Raw genomic sequence first — 16686 nt, 5'->3', positions numbered from 1 at the left:
GCCGCCCGGGTAATCTTATTACCGAACACCGAGACCCACTATATCTCCGACGCTTATGCGTTGGCTATCAATCGATTTCAATTACCACATCGGCCGTGAGCGGGTGCGCTACACAGGTGAGGATGTAGCCCTTGGCCAGCTCAGCATCCGACAGACCCTCGCGCTCGTCGAGGTGCACCTTGCCGCTGAGGCACTTGCCCCGGCAGGCCGTGCACACGCCCGCCTGGCACGAGTAGGGCAGGTCGATGTCGGCATCGAGGGCGGCGTCGAGAATAGTTTGCTTGGCGGGCACCACCAGCTTGTATTCACTGCCTTCGTAGAGAATGGTTACGGCGCGGTCGGTCACTTTGCCATCGTCACTACCAGTGAGGGTATCGCCGTGCGCGTCGCCGGTTTCGGCCGCGTCGGCCGCGGCCACGAAGCTCTCGCGGCGCACGCGGCTGGCGGGCACACTCAGCAGCTCCAGGGCGGCCTGGGCCTCGGCCATCAGGCCCTCGGGCCCGCAGATGTAGTACTCGGCCTGCGGGGCCGGAAACTGGTGGCGCTGCTCCAGGACCCGCAAAATAGTGGTGCGGTTGAGGCGGCCGGTGTGCTGGTGCGCACCCGCGGCGCGCAGCGGTTGGCTGTACACGTGCTCGACTTGCAGGCGGCCGCGGCTGCTGGCTTCCAGGTCAGTAAGCTGCTTTTGGAAGATAACCGTCTCCTCGTTACGGTTGCCATAAATGAGCAGCACGTGGCTCTGGGGCTCCTCGGCCAGCACGGCTTTCAGCATGCTCATGAGGGGCGTAATGCCCGAGCCGGCCCCAATGAGCACCAGCGAGCGCGCCGCCTTGGCGGCAGGCTGCACCACAAAGTTACCCAGCGGCGGCATCACCTCATACTGCTGGCCAACTTTCACATTATCAAGCAGATAATTGCTTACCAGGCCGCCCATCACGCGCTTCACTGTCACGGACAGGCGCGGGGCCTCGGCGGGCGTGCTGCTGAGCGAGTAGGCACGGCGCTCGGGCTTGCCGCCAGCCGGGCCGCAGGGCACCAGCAGGGTCAAAAACTGGCCGGGCTTGCTGGGCACTTTCTGGCCATCGGGCCGCTGCAAGTGAATGGTAACGGTATCAGGGGTTTCCTGGGTGAGGGCAACGACGGTGAGCGTCAGGTACGACGACATAAGGCAGAGTTGGATAAGGCCCCAAATTTACGGCAGGCGCGGCGCGCAAAGCCCGGGCTGCCCGCATTTAGGCGGGGTAAACGTTTAACCGGCCGGCGCTAGCTTCGTTTCACCTATGACCGATTTACCCACTTTACTGGCCCGGCACCGGGCCGCGTTTGCGCCCGTGCTGCCCGCCTACCCGCTCACCGCCCCCGGCGTGGCCCAGCTCAATTTCACCGCCGCCAACCCCCGCCTCACCCACCCCGAGCGCCTGCGCGACACAGCGGCCTTTGCTGAATTGGTGCACGCTATGCTGCGTGAGCAGTACGCCACCGTCGGCATCGGCGGCTACCTCGAAAACCGGGTTATCTACCGCCGCAGCGCGCATTTTGAGGCGGCCACCGAGCCGCGCTCCCTGCACCTGGGCGTCGATGTGTGGGTGCCGGCTGGCACGGCCGTGGCCGCGCCGCTGCCCGCCGTAGTGCACAGCCTGGCCGACAACGATAATTTCGGCGACTACGGCCCCACCATTATCTTACAGCATGATGTAGAAGGTGTTACCTTTTACAGCCTCTACGGCCATCTCACCCGCACCGACCTGGCCGGGCTGCGCGCCGGGCAGACGCTGGCCGCTAGGCAGGTGTTCGCCCACGTGGGCCCCTACCCCGAAAACGGCGACTGGCCCCCGCACCTGCATTTCCAGCTACTCGCTGATATGCAGGGGAGAATGGGCGATTTTCCGGGTGTGGCCGCGCCGCGCGAGCGAGCGTATTGGGCCGCGCTGTGCCCCGACCCAATGTTGGTGTTGATGTAGCGCGAAGCGCTGCTTCGTGCACGAGCGCAGCGAGTAGGCCCGGCCACGCCGACTAGCATGCTCGCTACGCTCGCGCACGAAGTGGAAACTTCGCGCTACTTCTCCCGCTCTATCGTGTAGTTAATCAGCGTTTCCAACGAGTCGCGGGCTTCGGAGGCGGGGAACTCGCGCAGGATTTCCAGGGCCTCGTCGCGGTAGCGCTCCATGGTTTGGATGGCGTAGTCGAGGCCGCCCGATTGCTTTACGAAGTCAATCACCTGTTGCACGCGGTCGCGGTGGCCGGCGTTGTTTTTCACGTTGAAAATAACGCGGCGCTTATCCAGCCAGCTGGCTTTTTGCAGGGCGTAAATAAGCGGCAGCGTCATCTTTTTTTCTTTGATATCGATGCCTACTGGCTTGCCAATTTCGGCCGTGCCGTAGTCAAACAGGTCGTCTTTTATCTGAAACGCCATGCCCACTTTCTCGCCAAAAAGCCGGGCGCGCTCAATAGTGGCCTTATCAGCCCCGGCCGCGGCCGCGCCCACGGCCGTGCAGGAGGCAATGAGCGAGGCCGTTTTCTGGCGAATAATGTCGAAGTAAACATCCTCCGTAATATCGAGGCGGCGCGCCTTTTCAATTTGCAGCAGCTCGCCTTCGCTCAGCTCCTTCACGGCGTTGCTCACGATTTTGAGCAGGTCGAAGTCGTCGTTTTCCAACGATAGCAGCAGGCCCCGGCTCAGTAGGTAATCGCCCACCAGCACAGCTATCTTATTCTTCCACAGGGCGTTGATGGAGAAGAAGCCGCGGCGGTAGTTGCTTTCGTCCACCACGTCGTCGTGCACCAGCGTAGCGGTGTGCAGCAGCTCGATGAGGGCCGCGCCCCGGAACACGGCTTCGGGCAGTGGGGCGGTGGGGTCGGCGGCGCTGGCGCGGGCAGTCAGGAACACGAACATCGGCCGCACCTGCTTGCCCTTGCGCCGCACGATGTAGCCCATTATCTTATCCAGCAGCAGCACCTTGGTCTGCATCGACTGCCGAAACTTGACTTCGAACTCGGCCATCTCGGCCGCAATAGGAGCCTGAATCTGGTCGAGGGGGTTTGCCATGCGGGCGCAATAATACGGCAGCCGGGCCGCACTGCCTACCTTAGCCCCATGCTGACCACCGTCGATTTTACGCTTACCGGCCCTTCGCACGGCCGGCAATTTGCCGCCGATGCCACCTACCAGCCCACCGGCCAGCCCCAGCCCGTGGTAGTGTTCGTGCACGGTTTCAAGGGGTTCAAGGACTGGGGCCACTTCGGGCTGCTGGGCCGGTTCTTCGCCGAAAAGGGGTTTGTATTTATTAAGATTAACCTGTCGCACAACGGTGTGGTGGTGGGCGGCTCCGGCGATTTGGAAGACCTGGAGGCGTTCGGCCGCAACAATTTCAGCCTGGAGCTCGACGACCTGGGCCAGCTCCTCGATGCGCTGCACACGCCGGGGGCCACGCCCCTGCCGCCCGCCGCTCTCAACCTGCGCCGCCTCTACCTGGTGGGCCACAGCCGGGGCGGGGCCCTGGTGCTGCTCAAGGCCGCCGAGGACCCGCGCGTGACTGCCGCGGCCACCTGGGCCGCCGTGGCCGACCTGCACCCGCGCTGGCCCGCCCCCGTGCTGGCCCAGTGGCAGCGCGACGGCGTGCTGCAAGTGCCCAACGCCCGCACCGGCCAGCAACTCCCCATGTATTACCAGATTGTAGAAAATTTTTACCAAAACCCCGCCCGCCTCGACCTACCCGCCCTGCTGCCCGCTATGCGCCAGCCGCTGCTGCTTATCCACGGCGACCACGACGAAACCGTGCCCGTGGCAGCCGTGCACCAGCTGCACACCGGCCAACCCACCGCCGAGGTGCTGGTAGTGCCCGGGGCCAACCACGTATTTGGCAGCACGCACCCGTGGACCAACTCTGAATTGCCTCCCCAGGTTCAGCTCATTGCCGAGCGCACGGCGACGTTTTTTGCGGCCCATTAAATGGTTAGTACGTTAGCTTACTTACTGTTAGGTAGTAACCTGGGCGACCGGCCGGCGCGCCTGGCGCAGGCACGCCGCGACCTGGCCGCCACCGCGGGGCGCATCGCGGCGGCCTCGTCGCTCTATGAAACGGCGGCTTGGGGCGTGGAGGACCAGCCGGCCTTTCTCAACCAGGTATTGGCTATTGAAACCGAGCTGGATGCCCCAACCCTGCTCGCCGCCTGCCTGGCCGCCGAGCAGCTTCAGCAACGCGAGCGCCTCGTGCGCTGGGCCGCCCGCACGCTCGACGTTGATATCCTGCTATTTGGGCAGGAAGTCATTGATAGCCCGCACCTTACCGTACCGCACCCGGCGCTACAAGGCCGGCGCTTCGCGCTGGTGCCGCTGGCCGAGGTAGCCCCGCAGCTGGTGCACCCGGTGCTGCACCGCACCGTGGCCGAGCTACTGGCCTCGTGCCCGGACATGCTGGAGGTGAGGCGGTTATGATGCAGGCTACTATTTTATGAAAAGCCTTGATAAGGTCGTGCTTCGCTCGTAGGGCACGAGACGTTATGAGGGTTTTTATGAATTCAGGATTTGCGCAGAAGGGCGTTTTTTAGCCCTTCTGCGCAAATCCTAGAAATAGTACTACCCTACCGAGCCGGCCGTGGCCGTGGGCTCGATTTTCTTCACTAGGCCTTGCAGCACTTTACCAGGGCCGCACTCTACGAAGTGCGTGGCACCGTCGCGGAACATGGCCTGCACGCTTTGCGTCCAGCGCACAGGGGAGGTGAGCTGGGCCAGCAGGTTGGCTTTTATTTCGGCGGGGTCGCGGTGCGGCGCGCCGTCTACGTTCTGGTATACGGGGCAGCGGGCAGGGTAGAAGGTGGTGCGCTCGATGGCCTCGGCCAGCGCGGCTTGGGCCGACTGCATCAGGGGCGAGTGAAACGCGCCGCCCACTGGTAGCGGCAGGGCACGCTTGGCCCCGGCGGCTTTCAGCACTTCACAGGCCTTGGCAATGCCGGCCGTGGAGCCCGAGATAACGAGCTGGCCGGGGCAGTTATAGTTGGCAGCCACCACGATATCGCCCCCAGCGGCTACCTCCTGGCAGCCGCGCTCCACGGCTTCATCGGGCAGGCCCAGGATGGCGGCCATGGTGCCGGGCTGCTCCTCGCAGGCGGCTTGCATGGCCTGGGCGCGGCGCGCCACCAGCGGCAGGGCATCGGCGAAGGTGAGCACACCGGCCGCTACCAGGGCCGAGAATTCGCCCAGCGAGTGGCCCGCTACCATGGCGGGTTGCAGGTCGGGCTGGGCCACAAACTGCGCCACCGAGTGCACAAACACGGCTGGCTGCGTTACGTCGGTGCGGCGCAGGTCCTCGTCACTGCCCTCAAACATCAGCTTGGTAAGGTTGAAGCCCAGAATATCATTGGCCTGGGTGAGCAGCGCGCGCGCGGCCTCACTTTGCGCAAACAGTTCGCGGGCCATGCCCGGAAACTGCGAGCCCTGGCCCGGAAAAACTACGGCCGTCGCGGCGGCCTCCGAAAGGTGGGAAGGATTCAAAATAACAAGGGATTAGGGCCTGAAAAACCACCCGCGCTACCGGCGGGCCCGGCAAAATAAAGCCAAAAAAGCCGCCCCGGTGGGGGCGGCTTTCTCGGTGAGCACAATGGCAAGCGATTAACGAATCAGCTCTACCCAACCCTTGAAGGTGCGCTTGGTCTGAGCGGCATCGGCAAATTCCACCTCGGCCAGGTAGTAGTAGATGCCGCCCGCGGTGAGGCCGCTGGTGGCGCTTTCACCCGCCGCGCCGCCACCCGTCCAATTGATGTAGGGGTCGGCGCTGCCCTCGTAAACCTTGCGGCCCCAGCGGTTGAAAATCTGGATGTGGGTGCGCGTTACCGGACTCGACACCTTGGGCCGGAACACGTCGTTTATGTTATCACCATTGGGCGTGAAGACGTTGGGCAGGATGAAGAACACGCAGTCGGCTTGGCAAGCCGAGTTGCTGAGGCCGCTACGCTGGCCGTTGGCGGCCACAGCCTGCACCTTGTAGCAATACGTGGGCCGGGGCTGGTTGCGGTCGAGGTAGGTGAGCGCGGTGGTCGAGTCGATGAGCACGTAGGTACCGCCCTCCGTATCGGCGCGGAACACGCGGTAACGCACGGCATTGGTAGCGCAGCCGGCGGGCAGTGTGCCCGTAGTCCAGCGCAGGCGGTTCTGGTAGGCCTGATTCACCGGCAGGTAGTCGGGCAGGTTGGCCAAGCTGTCGCAGTTCGTCACTTGTAGGCTCAGCACCGGCGTGCAAGGCACGTCGAGCAGCATAGTGCAGATTTGCTGGCTCTTGTTAAGCAGGTTCGTGAGAATGGGCTGGTTGGCCGAATTCAGGAAGCCGGGGTATTGCCCGTTGGTTTGCACGTAGTAGCAGTACTGCTGCCCGGCCACCAGGTTGCGGTCGACGTAGGTGCCACTGGTCGCGCCCGGCGTCACAGTGGCTACCTGGTTGTAGGTGGTGGTGCCGGGGTCCTGGCGGTAGATGCGGCTGGGCTGCGTGCTGTTGGTCCAGGGCACATTGTAGGCCCAGTTCACGGTGATGGTTTTGTTGATACCATCGGGCACGAGGCTGGTGCGCACGCTGGTAGCCGTGGGCGCGGGCTCCTCTACCGGGGCCGCGCCGGCCGTGGGCGTGTTGATGAATATCAGCGCGTAAGTGTACTGGTTATCCGTGGTGTTCAGGCCACGGTCGACATAAACCGTATCGGCGATGTTAGTGATGGTGGCCACCAGTGCCGGGGTGCCCGTGCCCACGCTGCGACTCAGGCGGTAGCTCGGCGATATAAACGCGCCCAAGCTGGTGCGGGGCTGCGTCCACTTCACGGTTATTTGCCCGGTAATGGGGTTGGTGGCATCCACGTCCACGTTGGTGAGCATGGCCGAGCGGCCGCTCGACGTTACGCACGTCTCGGCCGAGGCAATGCTGGCCCCACCCGAAGGCAGCGGGAACGTGGCGTAGATGCGGTAGCAATACGTTTTGCCCCGCACTAGGCCCTGGTTATCGGCAAAGGTGGTGGCCGTGACCGGCACCGAACCCACCTGCGTGTAGCCTGCCGAAGGCGGAATACCAGTTTCGCACGGCCCAGGGTTGAAGCCGGAGGGATTCTCCTTACGGTAAATCAGTATCTGGCTGGCATTCTGGCAGGTGTACCTATCCCAGGAAACCACGTCGGTGATGCCGCCGGCGGCCGTTTGCACTACCCGTAGGTTCTGGGGCGGCGGCCCCACCACAGTAATCCGCACCGGTTTAATATCAACCAGCGGGGCCGTGGCGGCGTTGGGCGGCGTGTCCTGGGCCCGAAAAACCACCACGTAGGGCTGGTTGGCCACGTTGCTACAATCAGTGTTCCAGCTGAACGTACCCGTTACGGACGTGCCCGTCGAAGTCTGCCGGAAGGTGGCGGGCGGCAAAATACCACTGAAGGCCGTCAGGATTACATTGGTAGGCGGGGCATTGGGGCCCACACCATCGCTGGCCGACACATTCAGCGTCACGTTTTGGCCCGCTATTACGCACAAGTCGGGCGGTACAATGAGCGTGGGGGGCAGGTTATTAGTCGCTTGAATAATAATCTGCATATCCCGGATAACTGAGCCAATCGTGGTGAAGCCATTGACCGTGCGTCGAATCTCATCTACTTGAAAAGCAATGTTATAGATGCCGGCACGCGCGGGGGCGTTCCAAGTTATCTGCCCGGTATTCACATCCTGCACGATAATGGCATTATTAGCCGGAATACCAGCGGGGATGCCTGAGAATGGTACTTGCTTAGCGCCCGAAGCAATTGCCTGATTATCAGGCTTCACATAGTTGGTGCAGAGTACCGGAATTGGCCGGTTGGTAGCATTGGAGGCAGGCGTACCCCCATTTACCTGCTGGCAATCAATAAGATGATAGGCTAGCGAGTCACCATCGGCATCATAGCCAGCTGGGTTATGCAAGAAAACCTGTCCCACCGCGCCTTGGTCAATGGCCGGGGCTCGTAGCACAGGCGAATGGTTGCGGCCATAAAGAGGCGTTACATTGATAACCGTGCTTATGTAGAAAGTCTGCTGGTCCGAATTGAACATGTTAATGACATCCCTATTTCGGTTTTCGCCCACAAAGCTTACCGTATATTTAAATGTACCTGGGTAAGTATGCTCGCAGTAGTAGGTAAAAATATCGGTTGTCCCAACTCGCAGCGTAGAAGCCTTTGGAATACCATCGAGCCGGGTACCATCCCCAAAATACATCGTAACAGTCGGCTGGTCAACACCCGCAATGTCCCGGTACAGCGTGAGCTTGAAGAATATCCGGTTGGGATTGCCATTGATGGTGTCCACCTTGGCCTGAATGTCACCCGCCCGGATATGCGACGCCTGCGCCGCCTGGGGCCGCAGCCACCCCATCGCTACCAGCAACAGCGTGGCCAACAGCCAAGCGCTACGCCCCCCATTCTTCCCAAAGGATAAAAGAACTCGCATAATCTACCGGTGTTGTAAAGACAGTTTTCAACCGCAAAAATCGGACTTCGCCCAAAGCCTACTTCTTGCCAACCTTTTTCCGAGCCGGTTGGTTGTCCTAAAGTACGCTGCGAATCGGCTAACGGTATTCTGGCTAGTTTGATTCATGCTGTACGACTGCTAGGTTAGGCACTGGGTTTAACCATTCTAAATAACGCCAATGTTACGCCCGTGCCTTGGGCTAAGGCCCTTGCGGGCCCTACCTTTGGGCGGTACAAACGGTCTTTTTTTCGACTGAAAATTATATGAACTGGGTTACAAAAACCTTTACCAGCAGCATCGGGCGCAAGATTATTATGTCCCTTACGGGTCTGTTTCTCTGCACGTTCCTGGTAGTGCATCTGATTGGCAACTTCCAGCTTTTCAAGAACGATGATGGCCTGGCCTTCAACGTTTACTCGCATTTCATGGGGCACAACCCCGTTATCCGCACCATTGAGTGGGGACTGGTGCTGGGGTTTGGCTTTCACATTTACGAGGCCCTGATGCTGACGATGCGCAACAAAAGCGCCCGTTCGCACGGCTATGACCAGTGGGAGGCTAAGAAAAACTCGGAGTGGACCTCGCGCAACATGGGCATCCTGGGTTCCATCATCCTGGTGTTTCTCATCGTGCATTTGTACAATTTCTTCTGGCGTGCCCGCTTTGGCACCCTCGACCCGGACATCAACAAGAATGATGACCTGTACCGGCTGGTAGTGTCCTCGTTTCACCAGTGGTGGTACGTAGCCCTGTATGTAGCCGCGCAGGCCAGCCTGGGCTACCACCTGTGGCACGGCTTCCGCTCGGGCTTCCAGACGCTGGGCCTGAATCACCGTAAATACATGCCCCTGATTACCAATTTCGGCTACGCGTTTGCCGTGTTGGTGTCGGCGAGCTTTGCTTCGATGCCGCTGTACTTCTACTTTTTCACCAACGACGAGGGCGCAATTATCACCAGCGCCCCAGCCGTATTGCAACACTTGCTGGTGGCCTTCAACTAAGTCAGTTGTTTAGTGGTTATGAGGTTGGGTAGCACTGGCACTCCAACACCTGCTTCCCACTTTAGCCCCTACCCCACTCAACTAACCTAACTACCCAATAGAATGGCTCTGAATTCCAAAGCGCCCGAAGGCCCCCTGGCCGAGAAATGGGACAAGCATAAGTTCAACGTCAAGCTCGTGAACCCCGCCAACAAGCGGAAATACGACGTGATTGTGGTGGGCACCGGCCTGGCCGGCGCTTCGGCCGCCGCCTCGCTGGCTGAGCTGGGCTACAACGTAAAAGCGTTTACTTACCACGATTCGCCGCGCCGCGCGCACTCCATTGCTGCACAGGGCGGCGTGAACGCCGCCAAAAACTACCAGAATGATGGTGATTCGGTATTCCGCTTGTTCTACGACACCATCAAGGGCGGCGACTACCGCTCGCGCGAAGCCAACGTGTACCGCCTAGCACAGGTATCGGTCAACATCATCGACCAGTGCGTAGCCCAAGGCGTGCCCTTCGCCCGCGAGTATGGTGGGTTGTTGGCCAACCGCTCGTTTGGCGGCGCGCAGGTAAGCCGGACGTTCTACGCCCGCGGCCAAACCGGACAGCAGTTGCTGCTGGGTGCTTACTCGGCCTTGAGCCGCCAGATTGCCTATGGCAAGGTAAAAATGTACACCCGCTCGGAGCTGCTTGATGTAGTAGTAGTGGATGGCCAGGCCCGCGGCATTGTGACGCGTAACCTCATCACTGGCGAAACCCAGACCCACGCGGCCCACGCCGTAGTGCTGGCCACCGGCGGCTACGGCAACGTGTTCTACCTGAGCACCAACGCCATGTACTGCAACGCCACCGCCGCTTGGCGGGCGCACAAGAAAGGCGCGTATTTCGCCAACCCTTGCTTCACCCAGATTCACCCGACTTGTATCCCGGTATCGGGCGATTACCAGTCGAAGCTGACGCTGATGTCGGAGTCGCTGCGTAACGATGGCCGCGTGTGGGTGCCCAAGACCAAGGAGATGGCCGAGCGCGTGCGCAACAACGAGGTGAAGCCGCAGGACGTGCAGGAAGACGACCGCGACTACTTTCTGGAGCGCAAGTACCCCGCCTTCGGCAACCTCGTGCCGCGCGACGTGGCCTCCCGCAACGCCAAGCAGATGTGCGACGAAGGACGCGGCGTAGGCTCGACGGGCCTTGCCGTGTACCTCGATTTCTCCGAAATCATCAAGCGCACCAGCGCTGAGGCGGTTAGCCAGAAATATGGCAACCTTTTCGCGATGTACGAGAAGATTACAGATGAGAACCCCTACGAGCGCCCCATGCGCATTTACCCGGCGGTTCACTACACCATGGGTGGCCTATGGGTTGACTACAACCTGCAAACCACTATTCCTGGCCTTTACGCCACGGGCGAGTGCAACTTCTCCGACCACGGTGCCAACCGCCTCGGTGCCTCGGCCCTGATGCAGGGCTTGGCCGATGGCTACTTCGTAATCCCCTCTACCATTGGTGATTATCTGGCTGCCACGCCTCCCAAGCCGGTTACTACCGACCACCCCGCCTTTGCCGAAGCTAAGGCCGGCGTGCAGGCCCGCGTAGAGCAGTTGCTCAGCATCAAGGGCAACCGCACGCCCGACGAGTTTCACAAAAAGCTCGGCCACCTCATGTGGGAGTATTGCGGCATGGCCCGCAATGCCGAAGGCCTCAAGTTTGCCAAAGCCGAGATTGCCAAGCTGCGCAAGGAGTTCTGGCAGGATGTGAAAGTGGTAGGCTCGGGTGAAGAGATGAACCAGGCGCTGGAAAAAGCCGGCCGCGTGGCTGACTTCCTGGAGCTTGGCGAACTGATGGTGGACGACGCCCTTGACCGCAACGAAAGCTGCGGCGGCCACTTCCGCGAGGAGTACGCCACCGAGGAAGGCGAAGCCAAGCGCGACGACGACCACTACGCTTACGTAGCGGCCTGGGAGTACACGGGTGACAACCAGCCCGAGCGCCTCAACAAAGAAGAGCTGGTGTTTGAGAACGTGAAGCTCACCCAGCGGAGCTATAAATAATTTTATTAAGCTGTTAGCCTTTAGCTGTTAGCTGTTAGCCTTGCGCTAACACGCTAACAGCAAAGGGAAGACTGACAGCTAACAGCTTAAAGCTAACAGCTTAAAACAAATGGCCGGTTCTAACCCCAACGCGAAACCCATGAACCTGACGCTGCGCGTGTGGCGGCAGCCCAACCACCAGGCATCAGGCCAGATTGTGGAGTATAAAGTGAACGAGATATCGCCCGATATGTCGTTTCTAGAAATGCTCGACGTGCTTAATGAGGACTTGCTGCACAAAGGCCAGGACCCAGTAGCTTTCGACCACGACTGCCGCGAAGGCATTTGTGGTTCGTGCGCGCTCTTCATTAACGGTCGGTCGCACGGCCCCGAGAAGGGCACTACCACGTGCCAGCTGCACATGCGTAAGTTTTCGGATGGGGAGACTATCACCATCGAGCCCTGGCGTGCCAACGCATTCCCGGTTAACAAAGACTTGAGCGTGGACCGGTCGGCGTTCGACCGCATCATTCAGGCGGGCGGCTACGTGAGCGTGAACACCGGCGGCACCCCCGACGGCAACGAGATTCCGATTCCGAAAGACATTTCTGACCGTGCATTTGAGGCGGCTACCTGCATTGGCTGCGGCGCATGCGTGGCGGCTTGCAAAAACGCCTCGGCCATGTTGTTCGTGTCGGCGAAGGTATCGCAGCTGGCGTTGCTGCCACAGGGCCAGGTAGAAGCGCAAACCCGCGTGGAAAACATGGTAGCCCGAATGGATATCGAAGGCTTTGGGGCTTGCTCTAACATTGGCTCGTGCGCAGCCGAATGCCCGGTGGGCATTTCGCTGGAGAACATTGCCATTCTGAACCGCGAGTTCCTGACCGCTAAAGTAGTCTCAAATAATATGGCGTAGGCCTTGGTAATTAGTACCAGCGTGAAAGGCGCGGCAGAAATTCTGCCGCGCCTTTTTCTTTTGCAAGTAAGCTATACCCCAATTAATTTTTACTATGAATACTGGCTTGCAAGCTATTGTCAGTAAGGCTTATGCCCTATTTGCGCCGTATACCATTGGCAGCACGCTGGATGTGTGCAAGGCTTGCTGCATAACCGATGCGGAGGAGCAGGAGCTGGTTTCTACTCCATTGCGTAGTATTTCGAGCAATCTTTTTTTTCGGGCTTACTACGAGTCGGCGCGCCGCCACACGCCGCGGGAGTTATTGGAGATGAAGCATTTTCTACCGCGAATTCTGGAGTTGGTAAGCGACTATGACTTTCCCGCCTTCGCCGTTGAAACTACCTTTTTGCGGCTCGACCTCGACCAGCCTGCGGCGTGGGCCGGGCCCAAGCTGAAACCCGAATTGGAGCTGCTGGCGGCATTTGCGCTGGCTTACTTTCGGCAGAGCCTGATGCAATATCCGCTGCCGGGCGGCGATTCGCTGGAGAGCGTCCTGGTTATGTTCGGAATTGCGCACTTTGACTTGGCCCCACTACTAAACGCTTGGGCGACTAGTGATAACCCGGCAAGCCTGCTTCACCTGAAAGATTTACTGATTTATTGGGTTGAGCCGGAGCCCGATGGGTCGGCGCAGTTCACCAGTCCTTTTGCTACCCCAGTAGTTAGTAAGTTAGTAGCCAGTTGGTTACAGAATATTACCGTACACAGCACCTTCATCCAGCGCCTGGAAAGCTGGTTGCTGCAAGGGCCGCAGCTAAGCGAAAAAGATGCAGAGGACCTTAGTGAGGCTTACGAAATACTGCTGAACATCAGGCCAGCCTGAAGGTAAAGCACGAAACTGGTCGGCTTTCTAGCCGTAACATATTTATTATCAATACGTTATCTACAAAATTTGGATTACTAGGTAGCCCCAGCGGGGTCGTACCCGGCGGGGCTACCTAGTAATAGCAAAGCCTTGAAAACCAGCGTATTTCACAAAGGATTTCGAGCCTGGAGCCAACGCAAGGCTGCACTAATCGGCAGTAGCATCGGAGATGGGCTGCACGAACACATGCTGCACCTCGGGATAAGTCGATTTGATGGCTACCAGCAGGCGATTAACTGTTTCGGTGAGCTTGGCAGCCGGCAGCGTGGGCGTAAACTCAATGGGCAGCACCACAAGTATCTCGTGCGGGCTGAGGTAGGACGAGAGCGGCGGGCTGGTACGCACAATATCCTTTTCGGCGTTGGCCAGCTCGGTGATATGAGCCAGCAAGGCAGCCTCGGCGGGCTCGCCGAGGAGCAGGCTCTTGGTTTCGCGCAGCAGGAAGGCAGCCACCAGCAGCAGTAGCACACCAATGAGCAGCGAGGCCACACCATCGAGGGCGGGCATGTTGAGCATGTGGCTGAGAAACACCCCGAGGAAGGCAATGAGCAGCCCCAACAGGTCGGACGCGTCCTCAAACAGCACCACGAACACTGATGGGTCTTTGCTTTTGCGGAAGGCGGCCCAAAACGGTTGGCGGCCACGCTGGCCATTGAAGGTGCGCAGCGCCACCCGAAACGAAAGCCCATCGAAGCAGAAGGCCAGGCCCAGCACCACGTAGTTCCAGGTGGGGTCGCCGAGGGGCGCGGGGTGGCGCAGGTGCTCGTAGCCTTCGTACAGCGACAGCCCGCCGCCGATGCTAAAGATGAACACCGCCACCATAAAGGCCCAGAAATATAGCTCACGGCCGTAGCCGAAGGGCCGCCGTTCGCTGGCCGGCTGCTGGCTGGCCCGCAACCCCAGCAATAGCAGCCACTCATTAGCCGTATCTACCAGGGAATGAATTCCTTCGGAGAGCATGGCCGAGCTACCAGTAAACCAAGCCGCCACAAACTTGATAATGGCAATGGCCAGGTTAGCCGCCAGCGCAGCAATAATGGCGGTTTTTGATTCGGAGGCTTCGGTAGGCAAAACAGGGCGGGGCACGTAAGTGAACCGGCCGCCAACTGTGCCCGGCAACCATTGCCAAGATACGCATTGCTACCACCCGGCGGCCAGCTCGGCTTACCACCAACCCGGCCAGCTAACCCAAACACACCCCTTACAGTATTTACGAAAGGATTTCGCGAAATTCTTTACCTTTCCATCTCCCACCGAATCACCCCTTTCTTCCCATTACTGAGTTTGTATGCGTGCTACTTGTGAAACCTGCGGCCAAGTGCAGCCGCCCGATTGGCAGCCTGGCGACTTGTGCGTGCATTGCGGCGCCGCGGTGCGCCGCGAGCACCGTTGCTACTGGTGCGTAAAGTACACGCCCGATGGCAAGTACTGCCGCCACTGCGGGGCCGGGCAAATACCCGCTGAGCAATATGCCGCCGCCCGCTGGCTGAAGCACGTTGGCTCCGACCAGTTTGTGATTCCGCCGCGGCTGGCCACCATGGAACCCGACCAGATAGCCCACTTTACTCGGCTGTATGAGGCGCAGGGCAACGTGATAGCCCAACACGTACAAGGAATGCAGCTGGCCGAAAGCCTTCTGCGGCAAAGCGGTGGCTGGGCACAGGCCTGGGAAGAAGCGATACTGCCCCGCCTGCCCCTGCCAGAGGAGGAAATGGAGTTGCTGCTCATGCCGCCGCTGGGAGGCGGCTCGGATGCTGAGCGGCTACTCGAAATCCGGGACGAGTCGCCGCTGCCTATTGCCCGTAGCCTAGCCTCGCTGGCCCGCCTGCGCCTGCTGCTGGCTACCGACATCTCCTTTGCCGAGGCTGAGCTTTGGCCGGATTTTCAGACTGCCCGCACCCACCTGAACGACCGCGACCTGATTCTGCAAGGTGAGGCGGGTATTACGCTCTGCCACTGGCGGCTGCTGATGGAACAGATATCCTATAGTACTGAATATCAGCTAAAATCGGCTGTGTATGCGGCCAGCGAGGGGCCTTCGCGGGTAGAAGCACACACCAGCATTGCCTTGTTTGATGCCTGCAACCGCCCCGGGCCGCAGCCCGTGCTGCCGGAGGCGCTGGGCAGTGCCAACCCCGACATCGCGTTTGCGGCGGCCCTGGCCAGCCAGGCCCCCGACGCCCTGCACGCGGCCCTGCGGGTGCCCCTGCGACGCTTCGCCGCCGCCCTCACCCTTACCAAAATGGGGGCCGACTTCGACCTGGCGGCCCTGCTACCCGGCTTTAATTCTCAGCAAATAAGCAAGCTGCTGTGGACTATCAGCCAGCAGGAGCGACCGCGGCCCGACTTGCGCCCGCTGCTACTGCGGCTGCTGAATAGCAAGTCGCTCAGCCGCTACGAGATAGCGCCCGTCGAAGACTTGATGATGCTCGACTTGCGCCCCGGCGATGCCGTGCGCCTCATCACCCTGTACCCCGTGCCGTACTTCATCACGAAGGTGCTCACATCGCCCTCCCTGCCGCCCGGCGAGGTGCCAGACGTGTGCTACGAGCTGCTGCGCTACGACCTGTTTGACCCCCTGCAGATACCCGCGCTCAACACGGTCATAGCCGATGGGGCGCTGCCAATAAGCTGTGTACCCACCATGGTTGGCATGGCTCCGGTCAACTCGTTTCGAAACCTGGAAAACCTGGTATGGGAGCAGTTGCGAACGCATCAGGTAGGCGAGTTGCAGCCGCTGCACCGGCTGCTACGCGGCTTTCTGACCAACGTGGCGCAGTCGGAGCTGGTGCGCGGCTGGGCCAACAGGCTGCTCACTGGCTGGTATGAAGGTGATTACCAGGCCGACCGGCCCGCCCTCACCTTTACCGAAGCAGCAGCCCGCACCTACTTTGCCACCTTTCAGGAATTTGTGGAGGACCAAGTGTATTTGCTGGAAAACCCCGCTGATTTTCAGACGCTGGAAGCTGGCTACCGCTTGTACTATCCCTTGCAGGAAGTGCGCGACGTAACGGACCCGGCCTTGGTAAATGCGCCCCTGGCCACGCTGCCCTCGCCGCTGCTGCACCGGCTGCGCACCGCCCTGGTAGCCTTTGTCAACGAGCAGGGTGAGTGGTACCCCCGGCAAGGCGCGTTGCATATTCTCAATTTTATGCGCGCCCACCAGCCCTGGCAGGCCGAAGCCCAGGCCACGCTCGAAGCCATGCGGGGCGGCTACTACGCCTCCGAAGTAGAGCGGCTGCTGGCGAACTAGTGCTCAGTCAGGGGAATTAGCTACCCTAATTTTCTGATAGTGGCGGTCGAGTTTGACGCGGGCTTTTTCGAGGGTAAACTGCCAGTGGACGGTGGCCTGGGCGGCATTGCGCTCGGCTACGCA

13 protein-coding genes are annotated in these 16686 nt (G+C 60.3%); 8 read left to right on the top strand and 5 right to left on the bottom strand.

From position 1 onward, the window contains the following. Positions 1-67 precede the first annotated feature (67 nt). Positions 68-1165 carry a ferredoxin--NADP reductase gene (locus QMK33_RS10820; protein ID WP_283564600.1) on the bottom strand — a complete coding sequence of 366 codons (1098 nt, stop codon included), beginning with the start codon at positions 1163-1165 and terminating at the stop codon, positions 68-70. A gap of 115 nt (positions 1166-1280) precedes the next feature. On the opposite strand from QMK33_RS10820, the gene QMK33_RS10815 reads away from it, so the two are divergent. After that, on the top strand, positions 1281-1961 hold the full coding sequence (locus QMK33_RS10815) for a peptidoglycan DD-metalloendopeptidase family protein (protein ID WP_283564599.1): 681 nt from the start codon (positions 1281-1283) through the stop codon (positions 1959-1961). Positions 1962-2056: 95 nt separating this feature from the next. On the opposite strand, the gene QMK33_RS10810 is transcribed toward QMK33_RS10815, so the two are convergent. Then, complete coding sequence (locus QMK33_RS10810) at positions 2057-3046, bottom strand: polyprenyl synthetase family protein (protein WP_283564598.1); 990 nt, start codon at positions 3044-3046, stop codon at positions 2057-2059. Between the two features lie 48 nt (positions 3047-3094). Between QMK33_RS10810 and QMK33_RS10805 the strand changes: the two genes are divergently transcribed. Continuing rightward, the gene (locus tag QMK33_RS10805; protein WP_283564597.1) at positions 3095-3949 is read left to right on the top strand and encodes an alpha/beta hydrolase family protein; all 855 of its coding nucleotides are present in this window, start codon (positions 3095-3097) and stop codon (positions 3947-3949) included. Further along, entirely contained in the window at positions 3950-4435 is a 486-nt protein-coding gene (folK, locus tag QMK33_RS10800; RefSeq protein WP_283564596.1) for a 2-amino-4-hydroxy-6-hydroxymethyldihydropteridine diphosphokinase, read from the top strand. It begins immediately after the preceding gene. A 141-nt stretch (positions 4436-4576) separates the two neighbouring features. Here folK and fabD read toward each other — a convergent pair whose 3' ends face one another. Both fabD and QMK33_RS10790 read right to left on the bottom strand, forming a co-directional pair. Beyond that, positions 4577-5491 carry an ACP S-malonyltransferase gene (fabD, locus tag QMK33_RS10795; RefSeq protein ID WP_283564595.1) on the bottom strand — a complete coding sequence of 305 codons (915 nt, stop codon included), beginning with the start codon at positions 5489-5491 and terminating at the stop codon, positions 4577-4579. Positions 5492-5608: 117 nt separating this feature from the next. Next, positions 5609-8449, bottom strand: coding sequence for a T9SS type B sorting domain-containing protein (locus tag QMK33_RS10790; RefSeq protein ID WP_283564594.1), 2841 nt, complete (start codon positions 8447-8449; stop codon positions 5609-5611). A gap of 284 nt (positions 8450-8733) precedes the next feature. Between QMK33_RS10790 and QMK33_RS10785 the strand changes: the two genes are divergently transcribed. The 4 genes from QMK33_RS10785 (at position 8734) to QMK33_RS10770 (ending at position 13268) form a co-directional block, all read left to right on the top strand. Beyond that, positions 8734-9471: a succinate dehydrogenase cytochrome b subunit gene (locus tag QMK33_RS10785; RefSeq protein ID WP_283564593.1), complete on the top strand. Its 738-nt coding sequence runs from the start codon at positions 8734-8736 to the stop codon at positions 9469-9471. Positions 9472-9573: 102 nt separating this feature from the next. Further along, positions 9574-11508, top strand: a complete 1935-nt coding sequence (locus QMK33_RS10780) for a fumarate reductase/succinate dehydrogenase flavoprotein subunit (RefSeq protein WP_283564592.1) — start codon at positions 9574-9576, stop codon at positions 11506-11508. A gap of 139 nt (positions 11509-11647) precedes the next feature. Then, positions 11648-12403: a succinate dehydrogenase/fumarate reductase iron-sulfur subunit gene (locus tag QMK33_RS10775; RefSeq protein WP_283564733.1), complete on the top strand. Its 756-nt coding sequence runs from the start codon at positions 11648-11650 to the stop codon at positions 12401-12403. Between the two features lie 388 nt (positions 12404-12791). Next, positions 12792-13268, top strand: a complete 477-nt coding sequence (locus QMK33_RS10770; protein ID WP_283564591.1) for a hypothetical protein — start codon at positions 12792-12794, stop codon at positions 13266-13268. Between the two features lie 189 nt (positions 13269-13457). Here QMK33_RS10770 and QMK33_RS10765 read toward each other — a convergent pair whose 3' ends face one another. Further along, entirely contained in the window at positions 13458-14381 is a 924-nt protein-coding gene (locus QMK33_RS10765) for a cation diffusion facilitator family transporter (RefSeq protein ID WP_283564590.1), read from the bottom strand. Positions 14382-14598: 217 nt separating this feature from the next. Here QMK33_RS10765 and QMK33_RS10760 point away from each other — a divergent pair, with 217 nt between their 5' ends. After that, a complete protein-coding gene (locus tag QMK33_RS10760) occupies positions 14599-16563 on the top strand; it encodes an FYVE zinc finger domain-containing protein (RefSeq protein WP_283564589.1) in 1965 nt (654 codons plus the stop codon). Positions 16564-16686: the final 123 nt, after the last annotated feature.

It is taken from the genome of Hymenobacter sp. H14-R3, assembly GCF_030063445.1.
In the GTDB taxonomy this organism is placed as follows: domain Bacteria; phylum Bacteroidota; class Bacteroidia; order Cytophagales; family Hymenobacteraceae; genus Hymenobacter.
The sequence above is the reverse complement of the archived record's forward strand: the minus strand, read 5'-3'. Positions and strand labels throughout refer to the sequence as shown.

Excerpts from the sequence above, each read along its gene's own strand:
- QMK33_RS10785 (WP_283564593.1), top strand. The coding sequence starts at position 8,734 with ATGAACTGGGTTACAAAAACCTTTACCAGCAGCATCGGGCGCAAGATT.
- QMK33_RS10780 (WP_283564592.1), top strand. The coding sequence starts at position 9,574 with ATGGCTCTGAATTCCAAAGCGCCCGAAGGCCCCCTGGCCGAGAAATGG.
- QMK33_RS10820 (WP_283564600.1), bottom strand. The coding sequence starts at position 1,165 with ATGTCGTCGTACCTGACGCTCACCGTCGTTGCCCTCACCCAGGAAACC.
- folK (WP_283564596.1), top strand. The coding sequence starts at position 3,950 with ATGGTTAGTACGTTAGCTTACTTACTGTTAGGTAGTAACCTGGGCGAC.
- QMK33_RS10810 (WP_283564598.1), bottom strand. The coding sequence starts at position 3,046 with ATGGCAAACCCCCTCGACCAGATTCAGGCTCCTATTGCGGCCGAGATG.
- QMK33_RS10790 (WP_283564594.1), bottom strand. The coding sequence starts at position 8,449 with ATGCGAGTTCTTTTATCCTTTGGGAAGAATGGGGGGCGTAGCGCTTGG.
- QMK33_RS10760 (WP_283564589.1), top strand. The coding sequence starts at position 14,599 with ATGCGTGCTACTTGTGAAACCTGCGGCCAAGTGCAGCCGCCCGATTGG.
- QMK33_RS10775 (WP_283564733.1), top strand. The coding sequence starts at position 11,648 with ATGAACCTGACGCTGCGCGTGTGGCGGCAGCCCAACCACCAGGCATCA.
- QMK33_RS10805 (WP_283564597.1), top strand. The coding sequence starts at position 3,095 with ATGCTGACCACCGTCGATTTTACGCTTACCGGCCCTTCGCACGGCCGG.
- QMK33_RS10815 (WP_283564599.1), top strand. The coding sequence starts at position 1,281 with ATGACCGATTTACCCACTTTACTGGCCCGGCACCGGGCCGCGTTTGCG.